Source organism: Lysinibacillus zambalensis, assembly GCF_040183165.1.
Classification (GTDB): domain Bacteria; phylum Bacillota; class Bacilli; order Bacillales_A; family Planococcaceae; genus Lysinibacillus; species Lysinibacillus zambalensis.
Window position 1 is genome coordinate 21,941 of the sequence record NZ_JBEGDG010000018.1, and the last position, 15,305, is coordinate 37,245.

A 15,305-nucleotide genomic window follows, 5' to 3' on the forward strand; every position below is an offset into this window, starting at 1 on the left:
TGACATACGTTTAAATAGAATGTCACCCAACTTTTGAAATTTATCGATTAACTTTCACGTTTTATTACCCTACTTTTAGTTCTTATCGACATCCACCTTCCCAGTATGCCCCTAACGTAAAAAAAGTTCGCAATTTGCGAACTTTTTTAGTGGGTACTTTATTGAGAAGCCTTGGCTAAAACATCTTCCATACGTAGACGATCTCTTGTTAATATTGGCTTTAAATATTTACCTGTGTACGAGCCACTGACTTCAACGACTTCTTCTGGTGTACCTGTCGCCACAATCGTACCACCTTTGTCGCCACCTTCAGGCCCTAGATCGATAATGTAGTCTGCCGTTTTGATGACATCTAAATTATGTTCGATGACTAGCACTGAATCGCCATTTTCTACAAGACGTTGTAAAACAACGAGTAAACGTGCAATATCATGCGCATGTAAGCCCGTTGTCGGCTCATCTAAAATATAGAATGATTTACCTGTTGAACGACGGTGTAATTCAGAGGCTAATTTTACACGCTGTGCCTCACCACCAGATAATGTTGTGGCAGGTTGTCCTAATTTCATATAGCCTAATCCTACATCCACGATTGTTTGTAGCTTACGTTGGATTTTCGGAATATTTTCGAAGAATACGACTGCGTTTTCAATCGTCATATCTAAAATATCCGCAATGCTCTTATCTTTATATTTCACTTCAAGTGTTTCACGGTTGTAACGCTTCCCATGACAAACTTCACATGGCACGTAAACATCTGGAAGGAAATGCATTTCAATTTTTATAATACCGTCACCACGACAAGCTTCACAGCGACCTCCCTTAACGTTGAAGCTAAAGCGTCCTTTTTTATAGCCACGTACCTTTGCTTCGTTTGTTGTTGCGAAAACATCTCGAATATCATCGAAAACGCCTGTATACGTAGCAGGGTTTGAGCGAGGTGTACGACCGATTGGTGATTGGTCAATATCAATAACCTTTTCGAGCTCATCAATCCCCGTTACCTCTTTATGTTCACCGGGCTTCACCTTTGAACGATTTAGCTTTTGAGCTAAGGACTTATATAAAATTTCATTAATAAGCGTTGATTTACCTGAGCCTGAAACCCCAGTTACTGCAACGAATAAGCCAAGTGGTACATCCACCTTCACATTTTGAAGATTATTTTCCTTGGCACCTTTAATCGATAATTTGCGTCCATTCGGTTTGCGGCGCTCAATTGGCAGTGGGATAAACTTCTTACCACTTAAATATTGCCCCGTCAAAGACTCTTCATTTTCCATTACTTCCTGCGGAGTTCCTGCCGCTACAATTTGACCGCCATGCACACCTGCACCAGGACCAACATCAATCAGATAATCCGCCGCCAGCATTGTATCTTCATCGTGCTCGACAACAATAAGCGTATTGCCAATATCACGCATATTTTGCAGCGTACTAATAAGACGGTCATTATCACGTTGATGCAAGCCGATTGATGGCTCATCTAAAATATAGAGCACACCTGTTAAGCGCGAGCCGATTTGTGTTGCAAGGCGAATTCGTTGAGCTTCTCCCCCTGAAAGTGTTCCTGCCGCTCGACTTAATGTTAAATAATCTAACCCTACATTGACAAGGAAGCCAAGTCGCTCTTCAATTTCACGTAAAACAAGTCGAGCAATTTTCATATCCTTTTCTGATAAATCCAGCTCTTTGAAAAATGTATCAGCTTCCTGAATCGAATACTGTGTCACTTCACCAATATGCTTATCTGCTAGTTTTACAGCTAATGTTTCAGGCTTTAAGCGATACCCTTTACAAGATGGACATGCTTGCTGGGCCATATATTTTTCCATTTGTTCACGCACGTAATCAGACGTTGTCTCCTTAAAGCGACGTTCCACATTACGAACAACACCTTCGAATTCAATCATTTGATCTCGCACATTGCCAAACTCATTTTCATAATGGAAATGGATTTTATCTTTACCAGAACCATATAAAATTTTATCCATCTTTTCTTTCGGTAGATCCTTTACGGGTACGTCCATCGGGATATCATAATGATCGCACACAGCCTTTAATAACTGTGGGTAATATTGAGAGCTTGTCGGTTCCCACGGTGCTAAAGCATGCTCTAATAAACTTCGATCCCAATCGGGTACTACTAAATCAAGATCAACCTCTTGTGTCGAGCCTAAACCATCACAGCTTGGACAAGCCCCGAAAGGACTATTGAATGAAAACATACGAGGCTCTAGCTCTCCTATTGAAAATCCACATAGTGGACAAGCATGATGCTCACTAAATAATAATTCCTCATGCTCCATCACATCGACAAGTACTCGCCCATCTGCCAAACGTAATGCTGTCTCTAAGGAATCACTAAGACGTGCCGCGACACCTTCCTTCATCACAACACGATCGATGACTACTTCTATTGAATGTTTTTTATTTTTATCAAGTTCAATCGAATCATCTAAATCACGTAGCTCACCGTCGATACGTACTCGAACAAAGCCTTGCTTTTTTAAATCTTCCAGTAGCTTTACGTGTGTTCCCTTACGCCCCGCTACCATTGGAGCAAGCAACTGCATTTTCGTTCTTTCTGAATAAGTTAATAAACGATCGACCATTTGCTCAATCGTTTGAGAGGTAATTTCTATACCGTGATTTGGACAAATAGGCTTACCGATACGTGCATATAGCAAACGTAAATAATCATAGATTTCCGTTACTGTCCCAACTGTCGAACGTGGGTTACGGCTCGTCGTTTTTTGATCGATTGAAATAGCAGGAGATAATCCCTCTATCGCATCGACGTCTGGTTTATCCATTTGACCAAGGAATTGACGGGCATAGGCTGAAAGGGATTCTACATAACGGCGTTGTCCCTCAGCATAAATCGTATCGAACGCTAATGATGATTTCCCTGAGCCCGATAAACCTGTTAGCACGACTAATTGATCGCGTGGAATTGTGACATTAATATTTTTTAAATTATGTGCTCGTGCGCCTTGCACGACTATTTCAGTATTTTTCACAAGCCGTTCACCCTTCTAATTTCAATTCAAATATTGTATCGCGCAGCTCAGCAGCACGTTCGAAATCGAGTGCTTTTGCCGCTTCCTTCATTTCTACTTCTAGCGTAGCAAGTAACTGCTCTTTTTCCGCCTTCGTCAGCTTCTTACCTTTTGTAGCCTTCGCTACGTAAGTCTCTTCTTCCTCTGCCACCTGTGTCGCACGAATAACATCAGGAATTTTCTTCACAATCGTTTTCGGTGTAATACCATGCTCCTCGTTATACGCCATTTGCAATGCTCGACGACGCTTCGTTTCCTCAATCGCCTTTTTCATCGAATCCGTCATATTATCTGCATACATAATGACATGACCATTAGCATTACGCGCGGCACGTCCAATCGTTTGAATTAATGAACGTTCTGAACGTAAAAATCCTTCCTTGTCAGCATCTAAAATCGCCACAAGCGAAACTTCAGGAATATCCAGCCCTTCTCGCAATAAGTTAATGCCGATTAGAACATCATAAGTACCTTTTCGTAGCTCGCGAATAATTTCAATTCGCTCTAGCGTCTTAATCTCTGAATGCAAGTACTCCACCTTTAAGCCCATCTCTTTCAAATAAGCTGATAAATCCTCTGACATTTTTTTCGTCAATGTTGTAACGAGCACTCGTTCATTACGTGCAATACGATCTTGAATCTGATCGATTAAATCATCAATTTGCCCTTCAATAGGACGTACGTCAATTTGTGGATCAAGCAGCCCGGTTGGACGAATAATTTGCTGCACCATTTCCGGCGTATGCTCAAGCTCATACGGACCAGGTGTTGCCGATACATAAATAGCTTGATGTATATGTTTCTCATACTCTTCAAAACGTAAAGGGCGGTTATCTAGTGCTGATGGCAAACGGAATCCATGCTCAACAAGCACACCTTTACGTGCTTGGTCACCGTTATACATCCCTCGAACTTGTGGCAAAGTAACGTGACTTTCATCGACAACAAGTAAAAAATCATCTGGGAAATAGTCAAGTAGTGTATATGGCGTTGCCCCCGCTTCACGCAATGTTAAATGACGCGAGTAGTTTTCAATACCCGAGCAAAAGCCCATTTCACGCATCATTTCTAAATCGTAACGAGTGCGTTGCTCTAAACGTTGCGCCTCCAATAATCTATCCTCTGCACGCAAAAGGGCTAAACGCTCCTCCAACTCTTTTTCAATATTATCAATAGCTTTTAGCATTTTTTCTTCTCGTGTAACGAAGTGGGACGCTGGGAAAATAGCAACATGATCACGCTCTGCTAGTATTTCTCCAGTTAACGCATCCACTTCGCGAATTCGATCAATCTCATCCCCGAAAAATTCCACGCGGATACAATGTTCATCACGGGATGCTGGGAAAATTTCCACTACATCACCACGTACCCGAAACGTCCCACGTGTAAAACTCACATCATTACGCTCATACTGTACATCGACCAATTTTCGAAGCAACTGATTACGTTCAATTTCCATTCCCGTACGCACTGATACGACCAGTTCACGATATTCTTCTGGAGAACCTAGACCATAAATACAGGACACAGATGCAATAATAATGACATCATCGCGCTCGAATAATGCAGATGTCGCAGAGTGACGCAACTTATCAATTTCATCATTTATGCTTGAATCTTTCTCGATATAAGTATCCGTCTGCGGTACATAGGCCTCTGGCTGAAAGTAATCATAGTAGCTGACAAAGTATTCAACTGCATTATCAGGGAAGAACTCTTTAAACTCACTATATAATTGACCCGCTAGTGTTTTATTGTGTGCCATAATAAGTGTCGGTTTTTTTACTTCTTTAATGACATTAGAGATTGTAAACGTTTTTCCCGTTCCTGTTGCCCCAAGCAACGTTTGATGACGTTTACCTGCACGCACACCCTCCACTAATTCCGCAATTGCCTGTGGCTGATCTCCACTAGGCGTATATGGCGCTTGTAAATCAAATGTTTGCACACATGTCCCCGTCCTTTCCTTCCAATTTGTACATATATTTTAGCATAGCGCTATTAAAAATTCGAACATTTAACGAACGAATGTTTGTAAATATTTTTTCATTTGCTCTATTTGAGATGAATTCAACAGAACGTATGTACTACAATAATTAATCAGAACGTCTCTATCAATAGATTACCCTTTCCAAATGTTAGCTAATCGAGATGAGGTTATGTAAATACATGATCTAAGCAGGAATTTCATTGTTTGGTGATGAATTGCTCATCGGGTTCAGGTTTATTAAAGGGTTAAATAAGCGGAGCCTAGGGGTTTTGATCGAGTAAGTGGAAAAATAATCAGGTAGATTGAAGGGAACTGATCTGCTTAATTGAAAAAGTGATAACTAATATGAAATAAAAATAAGTAGAGAAAATGAGGTTTGCCCCACTTTCTCTACTTTTTTATTTTTGTGAATTAATCGGTAGTGTAACCTCCAGCTCAGGAATATATTGAATCTTCGGCTCATCATTTTCATCCATTTGAAATGCCCCCATTTCGTTTTCATCAAAAAGGTATATATACGGCTTAAGGGTTATTGTTTTGGGAATAGATTCAAATGGTTGGAATCTACGATCAGAAATATGTATGTTTCCATTTGTAGCATTCCACCCATCTCCGCCAATCAATTTAAGTTTATGGCCTTGATCATCAAAAATATCTACACCCATCGTGAGTGATGGTAGCGTAAAAATTGAGTTGTCAGTTAAAACGACTCGTGTAGTTAATCCTGTCGTTATTGGTGTAAATTCGACTTTTTCAACACTAAAATGAATATTTTTGTATTCTCGACTTACATTAGGTTGTATAGTCAGATAGTTTTCGATTTTTTTCACAGGAATATCAAATTTGAAAGGATCCTGTATGCCAGCTATTGTAGCCGATACTGTTAAATCGAACTGTTCTGGGAAAGGACTTCCTCCTTGATTTCTCAGATCAGAAAACTCAATAATAGCAGAATCATTATCTTTACCTGGCTTCGTAGCAATTCCAATAGATTTATCCGGAGCAAAGGATTTAACAGGAGCATCATTAATGAACAATTCGATATTACTGATTCGATCCTGTAAAGTTTCTTTCTCATTTTTTATATGAGGGCGTTCAATACCTATTGAAACACGCGTACCATCATATACTACTTCCGATACACTTAATGTAAAATCATCATGAGCAACACTTGTATGAAGTTTAGTTGAAAGTCCCTTTTCATCAGCAGTTTGCAGACCAAGATCACCAGCAAGTTTGAAAATAGATGAAAGCACGGGAACTTGTTTGATCGTGGCAGCCAAAGTTGGTGAAACTAAGCTAGTAATAAATATAAGACTAAAAATCATTGCTGCAGAGGCTGTAATCATCACCACTCTTTGACGCATTTTCTTAGAGGTTCTAGAACTTTCTGGCTGCTTTGTATAACGAGTGCTTTCGAATTTGTTCATAGTTCGATTAACCAAATCAACTTCTATAGGTGTTTCTCGAATAAATCTTTCTAACTGCTCTAATTCTTTATCCTCCTGTTTTGAACGCGTGTTCATAAATGTCCCCTCCTAACTTATTCTTTTTCACCAATTTTTTACGTAGTCGTTCATATTTTTTTCGAACAGTAGTTGGTTTAAGCTCCATAATAGCAGCGATTTCGTCGAAGCTATATTCCTCTATCGATCGAAGTAGCAGAATCCTTCTTTCGTCCATATGTAACTGTTCTAATAACTCATGAATGATATCGTCATATTGAAATTCTTGTTCATGAGTGTACTTGTACGCATGCTCTTTCTTAAAACTTGTCCAAAATTTATAGCCTTTACTTTTCTTTTTTATTAAATCAATACAGTGATGATGCGCAATTTTATAAAGCCATGCTGAGAAAGAAACAGTATAAGAAAACTTACTAATATTCTCTAAACCCTTTATAAAAATATCTTGTGAAGCATCCTCAGCTTCTTCTTTGTTTCCTAAAAGATAGTAGCAGTAAATATATATTGGCTTTTGAAAACAACGAATTATTTCTGTATAGGCATGAATATCACCTGTTTGAACTTGTTCCACGATAGATTTTATATCTAAATCGGCTTTTTCCTTGGAGTTATTCAGTACAGTCAAATATCTCCCCTCCTTTCTAACCTATATAACTGAAATTATTGGGGATTTGTGACACTATAAAAAAACTTATCGGGAAAAATTTTATAAAGCGACACAAACTTAGGACACTTATAACGTGGCAAGCGTGTTGATTACCCCTTTTTTTCCACTCTAATTAATTTGAAGGCTCTGATTTCCGCTACGGCTACTCGCTTTGTCGCTGACGCTTCGCTTTCGCACAGATAAAACATTTGCCGCTGCCGCTTCGCTTTCGCACGAAAAAACATTCGCTCCGTGCAGGGTCTAGTCTGTCTCGCTTTCCCACGGGAGTCGAGTAGCCCTACGCTACAATCAGTTAAAATGGGCATACATAAGCAAAATATCAACAAAAAAATTCTTTTATTAGCCAATAACAAACCTATATTTTCCTAATCAATACGCCTGATAAAGTGTATAAAATCCTTGCATAAATCATTTTCTACAAAAGAGACTTGGTTAAGTTCCTTTAAAAATCACTTTTAACCAAAAAGGTCTAGGCCCGGGTCGGAAACCATATATCTCCTTACTCTACATTCCTAACGAATTCAAGGTACTCACTCATCAATCTTGCAAATAAAACCACAAAAAAATCCCACCCTCCAATAACAGAGAGCGGGCTCGTCATATTATTCAGTTGTCTCTTGGTGTAAATCTACTAGTTCGTTTGCGTATAGATGAAATGCGTTTTCATCTTTGTCATCGAGTGCTCTATCTATCAGAACCATGAGCTGCTCTTCACGATGCTTACGCTGGATATGATTTAAAAATAAATCTAAATAAATCTCGTTTAATAATTTCTCTGCCTCATCAACTTTCTTTGTCTGACCAACGGCTTTTAGAAAATCTGTATACGAATAATATTTATCCAACGATCTCACCTCGATCCTTTTCTAAATTATAAGAAAATTGAAATTAAAATGCAATGTTTACGAACTGAAAATCACTTCGATTTACTATTATTCTCGTGCTATTTTAAGCAATTTTTCTAAGCAATTGCTTGAAATAGCACGAACCTCCTTCGTTTATCTATATTTTCTGAATTTAATTTTGTGTTTTACACTTCAAGAAGAAATAGAAAAGGAGGCTTACATAGATGTCAGCAAACTACGTCAATGGATATTTACTTTCTTTTAACACCTATTTACTTCAACCAGTTCAGTACGACTCTAAAATTTTCACTCGGGTAATTGATAAGCATAATGAACTTATCGTTACACGAAAGCCAATGCATATATTACGAAAATCTTGTATTTCGCTAGGAACAACCTATGAAGCAGCAAAGCATTCCGCTAAACGCTTCTTCGGTAATCAGCATAAGCTTCCAATCGTTGTTGCTTATGATTATGGTTACCCGTGTATTTTTCTACCCATCTATTCGCCAAACTCTGTCCACAACATCTGGATTGGCCTTCACGCCATTTCGAATATTGTACCAAGTAAAACGGGCTGTATCGTCACACTGAAAAACGATAAACAAATTGAATTACCCATTCAATATGCATCGATTAGCAAGCAATTTGTCAATGCATCGATGTTATATAAGCATTACATGAATGAACGCAAGCAGATTAGTCAGGACACCCCGAATCACCCACCTTTTTAAAGCAATCAATTTCGCCTTGGCGTAATTGTAGCTGACGCTTTCTGCTGAATGAAAATAAAAACCCCTCAAAAGCACAATTTTACTGTGCTCTGAGGGGTCTTCATTACCCGATTTTTGAACGTAAGTATGCATTAATGAATGGATCTAAATCGCCATCCATCACCGCGCCTACATTACCTGTTTCTTCATTTGTACGATGATCCTTCACCATTGAGTAAGGATGGAATACGTATGAACGAATTTGTGAACCCCAGCCGATTTCCTTCTGTTCACCACGGATTTCATCTAGCTGTGCCTGCTGCTTTTCAATCTCTAATTGATAGAGCTTCCCTTTTAACATCGTCATAGCTTTTTCACGGTTTTTAATTTGTGAACGTTCTGCCTGACATTGTACGACAGTACCAGTAGGAGTGTGCGTAATACGAACAGCTGAATCTGTCGTATTAATATGCTGACCACCTGCTCCTGTTGCACGATACGTATCAATTTTTAAATCCTCTGTGCGAATATCAATTTCAATATTATCATCGAATTCAGGCATAACATCGCAAGAAACGAATGATGTATGACGACGACCCGAAGAGTCAAACGGTGAAATACGTACTAAACGATGAACACCTTTTTCTGCTTGTAAATAGCCGTAAGCATTATGACCCTTAATGGACAATGTTACAGATTTAATACCTGCTTCATCACCAGGAAGATAATCAACTGTTTCCACTTTAAAGCCACGTTTTTCAGCCCAGCGTGTGTACATACGAAGTAGCATTGAGCCCCAATCCTGAGATTCCGTACCACCTGCTCCTGGGTGTAGCTCTAAAATCGCATTGTTTTGATCATAAGGGCCACTTAATAGTAATTGCAGCTCAAAATCGCCCATTTTTTGCTGGAATTCTACTAATTCATTGCCTAGCTCCTCTTGCAATTCTTCGTCAGGTTCTTCTTGCAATAGCTCTAGCGTCATATCTAGGTTCTCATGTGTTTCCACTAAATCTTTATATTCATTAACAATTGCCTTCAAGCCATTGCTCTCATTAATGACTACCTGTGCACCTTGCTGGTCATCCCAAAAGCCTGGCTCAAGCATCATTTCATCTAATTCCTGCATGCGTGCCTCTTTGTTTTCTAAGTCAAAGAGACCCCCTAAAGTCCGCCAATTTTTTGGCTGAAGTGTCTAACGCGTTACGTACATCTGCTAATTCAATCATTGTTAAATCCTCCGAACGTTTTTGATGGGGCTGGTTTTAAAAGCTTAAAAATCAGGTTAAGAAATGATTTTAAAATACTTCTCGCTCATTTTCTTTCAAGCCCCGTATCTCTTCATTATAACGTTTTTACGAAGGAAAACATACTGTTTTACAACACAGTTTTGTTTCTATCTTTATCATCGTCAAAGATAACATTGTTCGTCATTCGCGGGAATACTCTACCTTGATCATATTGAACTAGTAGCTTCGTTCGTTTTTCCAGTTTATATTTTAGTAAATATGCTCTTTGAATTCTGTATTCAAATGATCTGAAACTTAGATCCACAGTAATTTCATAGCCGTTCATAAAAATTACTTTTGTATTCTTTTTATCCATAGCTTGATAGTCCAGGATATGATGGACAGCAAACCATTGACATTCAGGTCGTATATAAGACTTACTCGGAAACCATACAATATTACTTCGTTCATGAACAACTATTGGATTTTTATTCAGCTTTCCTAGAATCATTCTCGATCCATCGAGAGCCCCTCTTAAACTTGAACCAAAATATCGTAGATTATAATCCATTAATTTTGTCGGCGCTAATTTTGAAATATATTCGTTATCCCTTTCAATTACGCGCGTGCACAAGTTTCCTAAAGCATCATACTCCGGCTTATACAGCATCGTTTCACTACTCATAATGTCATCATACTGCATTGTTAACCCTCCTTTAGTCTTTTAGAAATATATTGGTATACTCCAATGTATTTCCTCGAGAAGGTCTTTCACGGACTGCTGTTCTCGAGGATTTTTTTATCTCCACATATCAATCACCTCCTCTGTTATTTCTCAAAACTTTCAGACTATATACATATATTGATAATAAATCAAAAAAAAGTTATAAACATTACCCTTTTCATTGAACTATTTACCTATTGTTGTAGTATTATGTACCTTATTCTGAATTTTCCGATATTTTTATTGTGTTAATTCGTGAAAATATCCTAAACATAGAAAAAAGACCATTCTAACTTATTGATATGCTCCCTATTAAGTAGACAGATTAAAAAATAAAATCTGTTTATCTAAGGGGAGTATTTTTTATGGGGCGAAGCAAACATCCACTCGAGTTAAAACTACATATCCTTCAATTGTTCGAAGAAGGTCACTATTCTATCAATGAATTGTGTGAAAGGTTTTCATTAGACCATCAAACTTTTCATAGATGGAAAATGAAATATGAGGCAGGTGGACGTGAAGGATTACAAGAAGCTACTTCATGTAAATTCTATTCTAAAGAGTTAAAATTAGCGGCTGTAGAAGACTACATTCAACGGAACTATTCACAGATGGAGGTGTTGGCGAAATATGAGATTAGCAGTACCTCAGTTTTAAAAAGGTGGGTAAAAAAGTATACTGGTCATAGTGAATTAAAAGATTCAGGTAAAGGAATGAGTCAAGCTATGACAGAAAGAAGAAAGACAACTTTTGAGGAGCGTACTGAGATTGTCGAGTACTGTTTGAAGCACCAGAAAAATTATCAGTTGGCAGCTCACACCTATGGTGTTTCGTATCAACAGGTGTATCAATGGACGAAGAAATTTGAAACGAACGGTGAAGAGGGATTACGTGATCGCCGTGGTCGCACAAAAGATGAAGTCGAATTAACCGTTGAGGAGAAATTGAAATTAGAGATTCAACGTTTTGAGCGTGAAAATGAACGTTTACGTGCAGAAAATCTATTTTTAAAAAAGTTAGAGGAACTCGAAAGGAGGCGTCACTAAGTCAAATTCGTCTACAACAACGCTATTTAGCGATTCAAGAATTACATCAAAAGGAAGAACTTTCGATTCTTTTACTATGTGAAATCGCAGGTGTTTCGCGTGCTGCTTACTATAAGTGGCTAAGTCGCAAGCCCTCTAACAGAGAAGTTGAAAATGAAGCAATTTTAAAGGACATTCATCTCCTTTATCAACAAGTAGATGGTATTTACGGCTATCGTCGTGTGACGTTGGTAATCAATCGTCAGCGAAAAGAAAATAATCAACCGATGGTTAATGAGAAGCTTATTTATCGTTTAATGCAGATTAGTGGATTGAAGTCTGTTATTAGGAGAAAGCGCAAACCTTATCGTAAATCCTTAGCGCATCATGTGGCGGAGAACGTATTAAAACGAGAATTTACATCGGAAAAGCCAAATGAAAAATGGTGTACAGATGTCACAGAGTTTAAGTATGGGAACGGAAAAAAAGCTTATTTAAGTGCTATTAACGATTTATATGATGGTTCAATAGTGAGTTATGTGTTGGGTCATTCGAATAATAATTCCCTTGTTTTTAATACAATAAAATCAGCCATTCAATTATTACAATCAGGCGAACAGCCACTAATACATAGTGACCGGGGTTTTCAATATACATCGAAGGAATTTAAGCGAATTGTGGACACAGCCAATATGACACAAAGTATGTCGCGTGTAGGTCGATGTATTGATAACGGACCAATTGAATCATTTTGGGGCACGCTGAAGTGTGAGAAGTATTATTTACATAAGTACGATTCATATGGAGAGTTAAAACAAGCGATTGATGACTATATTCATTTTTATAATCATTATCGCTACCAGAAACGATTAAACGGCTTGAGTCCTTTAGAATTTAGGGCTCAAGCCGCTTAATACATTTTTTATTATTTCCGCTGTCTACTTGACGGGGGGCAGTTCATATCGTTAAATGGTCTTTTCATCATCATACTGTTATTGACCTGCACCATGGCAGTTTTTAAATTTCTTACCGCTTCCACATGGACATAAATCATTACGTCCGATATTTTCAGACTTACGGACAGGTTGCTTTTTCGGAGCTGAACCGCCATCCTCTTTCGGATTAACAGCTTGACCTTTTGCAACTTCCTCACGCTCTAAATTATTGTGAATTTCTGCTTTCATCGCATATTTTGCTACATCTTCGCGAATAGAAGCAACCATATCCTCAAACATAGCAAAGCCTTCTTGTTGATACTCACGAAGTGGGTCATTTTGACCATATGCACGAAGGTGGATACCTTGACGTAGCTGATCCATAGCATCAATATGATCAATCCACTTCGTATCAATTGAACGTAATAAGATAACTTTTTCAAATTCACGCATACGCTCTGATGTAAGCTGTTCTTCTTTTTCATCATAACGTGCTTGGACAGTGTTCGAAATTAGTTGGTTAATCTCTTCTGCAGATTTACCTTGGAAATCTTCCACCTTCAGAACGCCTTCATCTAATAGGTTTGCAGCGACAAAGTCATCAATCGCTTTTAAGTTCCAATCCTTCTGCTCACCTTGCGTATACACTGCTACAATTTCATCAATTGTTTCTTGAATCATCGACTCAACAAGCACGCGCATATTTTCTGTTTCTAATACGTCGTAACGCTCTTGATAAATAATCTCACGTTGCTGACGTAGCACATCATCATATTGTAATAAACGTTTACGGGAATCGAAGTTATTACCTTCAACACGTTTTTGAGCTGATTCTACCGCTCTTGAAACAACTTTAGATTGAAGTGGCTGTGAATCATCCATCCCTAATTTCATCATCATGGATTTCATATTATCCGAGCCGAAACGACGCATTAATTCATCTTCTAGTGACAGGTAGAATTGAGTAACCCCTGGGTTCCCTTGACGACCAGAACGACCACGCAGCTGATTATCGATACGACGAGATTCATGACGCTCCGTACCAATTACCGCTAAACCACCAATCTCCATTACACCTTCTCCAGGCTTAATGTCTGTACCACGACCAGCCATGTTTGTAGCGATCGTTACAGCACCCTTCGTACCAGCATTTGCAATAATTTCTGCTTCACGCTCATGGTTCTTCGCGTTTAAAACGTTATGTGGGATTTTATGTTTATTCAATAAATCCGAAATAATTTCAGATGTTTCAATAGCAACAGTACCGACAAGAACTGGTTGTCCAGCTTTATGGCGCTCTGCAATATCTGCAGCCACCGCTTTATATTTTCCTTCCATCGAAGCAAAAATTAAGTCAGGACGGTCATCACGAGCAATCGGCTTATTCGTTGGAATCGCCACAACACTCATATTATAAATATTACGGAATTCCTCTTCCTCTGTTTTCGCTGTACCTGTCATACCTGAAAGCTTTTGATACATACGGAAATAGTTTTGGAATGTAATTGTCGCCATCGTCATCGATTCATTTTGAATCTCTACGCCCTCTTTGGCCTCGATTGCCTGATGCAGCCCATCTGAGTAGCGACGACCTTTCATTAAACGACCAGTAAAGCCGTCAACAATAATGATTTCACCCTCTTGTACAACATAATCAATATCATTATGCATACTTACATGTGCCTTCAACGATTGGTTAATCGCATGGTTTAAACGAACATGTGTTAAATCAAATAGGTTATCAATGCCAAATGCTTTCTCTGCCTTTTCAACACCAGCATCTGTCAACGTAACACCCTTCGTCGACTCTTCATATGTGTAATCTGTTTCCGCACTTAACATACGAACAAACGCATTAGACTGTTTATAAAGCTGTGCTGATTTTCCAGCCTGACCCGAAATAATTAATGGCGTACGCGCTTCATCAATTAAAATCGAGTCAACCTCATCGATTACCGCATAATGTAGCGGACGTTGTACACGTTCTTCTTTATAAAGCACCATATTATCACGTAAATAGTCAAAGCCTAGCTCATTGTTCGTACTATACGTAATATCAGCTTCATAAGCAGCACGTTTTTCTTCTTTTGACAGGCTGTTCAAATTTAAACCAACCGTTAAGCCTAAGAAATTATACAGATGTCCCATTTCCTCAGCATCACGACCCGCTAAATATTCATTGACCGTCACAACATGTACGCCTTTACCAGTAATGGCATTTAAGTAAACAGCCATCGTAGCCGTTAACGTTTTACCTTCACCAGTTTTCATTTCTGCAATATTACCTTCATCTAATGCCGCAGCACCCATAATTTGTACACGGAATGGGTACATCTCTAACACACGCTTTGACCCTTCACGACAAACGGCAAAAGCTTCCGCACGAATCGACTCTAAAGGCTCTCCGTCGGCAAAGCGTTTTTTAAATTCTTCTGTTTTCGCTTGTAATTGATCATCTGAAAGCTGTGCCATTTGAGAAGCGAATCCCTCAACCTGGTCAGCGATTTTTTCTAATTTTTTTAGTTCACGTTTATTGAAATCAAATAATTTATTTAATAGGTTTACCATGAATTTTTTCACTTCCTATATAGTCTCAACTTTCATTTTACCATTGTATAACATATTCATGCAAACAGAGTCCTTAGCATG

10 protein-coding genes are annotated in these 15,305 nt (G+C 38.5%); 2 read left to right on the forward strand and 8 right to left on the reverse strand.

Annotated elements, in window-relative coordinates; genetic code table 11:
• Window positions 1-158: 158 nt before the first annotated feature.
• The 5 genes from uvrA to ABNX05_RS19520 form a co-directional block, all read right to left on the reverse strand.
• Window positions 159-3,023, reverse strand: coding sequence for an excinuclease ABC subunit UvrA (gene uvrA, locus ABNX05_RS19500; protein WP_349661226.1), 2,865 nt, complete (start codon window positions 3,021-3,023; stop codon window positions 159-161).
• A 7-nt stretch (window positions 3,024-3,030) separates the two neighbouring features.
• Window positions 3,031-5,010 carry an excinuclease ABC subunit UvrB gene (gene uvrB, locus ABNX05_RS19505; RefSeq protein ID WP_349661227.1) on the reverse strand — a complete coding sequence of 660 codons (1,980 nt, stop codon included), beginning with the start codon at window positions 5,008-5,010 and terminating at the stop codon, window positions 3,031-3,033.
• 440 nt (window positions 5,011-5,450) lie between these two features.
• Window positions 5,451-6,578, reverse strand: coding sequence for a DUF4179 domain-containing protein (locus ABNX05_RS19510; protein ID WP_349661228.1), 1,128 nt, complete (start codon window positions 6,576-6,578; stop codon window positions 5,451-5,453).
• On the reverse strand, window positions 6,550-7,143 hold the full coding sequence (locus ABNX05_RS19515) for an RNA polymerase sigma factor (protein ID WP_349661229.1): 594 nt from the start codon (window positions 7,141-7,143) through the stop codon (window positions 6,550-6,552). Before ABNX05_RS19515 ends, ABNX05_RS19510 begins: the two co-directional genes overlap by 29 nt.
• A gap of 644 nt (window positions 7,144-7,787) precedes the next feature.
• Window positions 7,788-8,030 (reverse strand): IDEAL domain-containing protein, encoded by a 243-nt coding sequence (locus ABNX05_RS19520; protein ID WP_349661291.1) that lies wholly within the window; start codon window positions 8,028-8,030, stop codon window positions 7,788-7,790.
• Window positions 8,031-8,254: 224 nt separating this feature from the next.
• On the opposite strand from ABNX05_RS19520, the gene ABNX05_RS19525 reads away from it, so the two are divergent.
• On the forward strand, window positions 8,255-8,764 hold the full coding sequence (locus ABNX05_RS19525) for a competence protein ComK (protein ID WP_349661230.1): 510 nt from the start codon (window positions 8,255-8,257) through the stop codon (window positions 8,762-8,764).
• Between the two features lie 103 nt (window positions 8,765-8,867).
• Here the strand turns inward: ABNX05_RS19525 and prfB are convergent.
• A protein-coding gene (gene prfB / locus ABNX05_RS19530) for a peptide chain release factor 2 (RefSeq protein WP_386830232.1) occupies window positions 8,868-9,972 on the reverse strand; the annotation gives its coding sequence in 2 pieces (ribosomal slippage) (window positions 8,868-9,896 and window positions 9,898-9,972; 1,104 coding nt in all).
• Window positions 9,973-10,120: 148 nt separating this feature from the next.
• Window positions 10,121-10,675: a competence protein ComK gene (locus ABNX05_RS19535; protein WP_079559524.1), complete on the reverse strand. Its 555-nt coding sequence runs from the start codon at window positions 10,673-10,675 to the stop codon at window positions 10,121-10,123.
• Window positions 10,676-11,061: 386 nt separating this feature from the next.
• Here ABNX05_RS19535 and ABNX05_RS19540 point away from each other — a divergent pair.
• A protein-coding gene (locus ABNX05_RS19540; protein ID WP_349661231.1) for an IS3 family transposase occupies window positions 11,062-12,635 on the forward strand; the annotation gives its coding sequence in 2 pieces (ribosomal slippage) (window positions 11,062-11,704 and window positions 11,704-12,635; 1,575 coding nt in all).
• A gap of 78 nt (window positions 12,636-12,713) precedes the next feature.
• Here ABNX05_RS19540 and secA read toward each other — a convergent pair.
• Window positions 12,714-15,224: a preprotein translocase subunit SecA gene (gene secA, locus ABNX05_RS19545; RefSeq protein WP_349661232.1), complete on the reverse strand. Its 2,511-nt coding sequence runs from the start codon at window positions 15,222-15,224 to the stop codon at window positions 12,714-12,716.
• Window positions 15,225-15,305 lie beyond the last annotated feature (81 nt).

Coding starts and splice junctions, on each gene's coding strand:
- ABNX05_RS19510 (WP_349661228.1), bottom strand. CDS start 6,578: ATGAACACGCGTTCAAAACAGGAGGATAAAGAATTAGAGCAGTTAGAA.
- ABNX05_RS19525 (WP_349661230.1), top strand. CDS start 8,255: ATGTCAGCAAACTACGTCAATGGATATTTACTTTCTTTTAACACCTAT.
- secA (WP_349661232.1), bottom strand. CDS start 15,224: ATGGTAAACCTATTAAATAAATTATTTGATTTCAATAAACGTGAACTA.
- ABNX05_RS19535 (WP_079559524.1), bottom strand. CDS start 10,675: ATGCAGTATGATGACATTATGAGTAGTGAAACGATGCTGTATAAGCCG.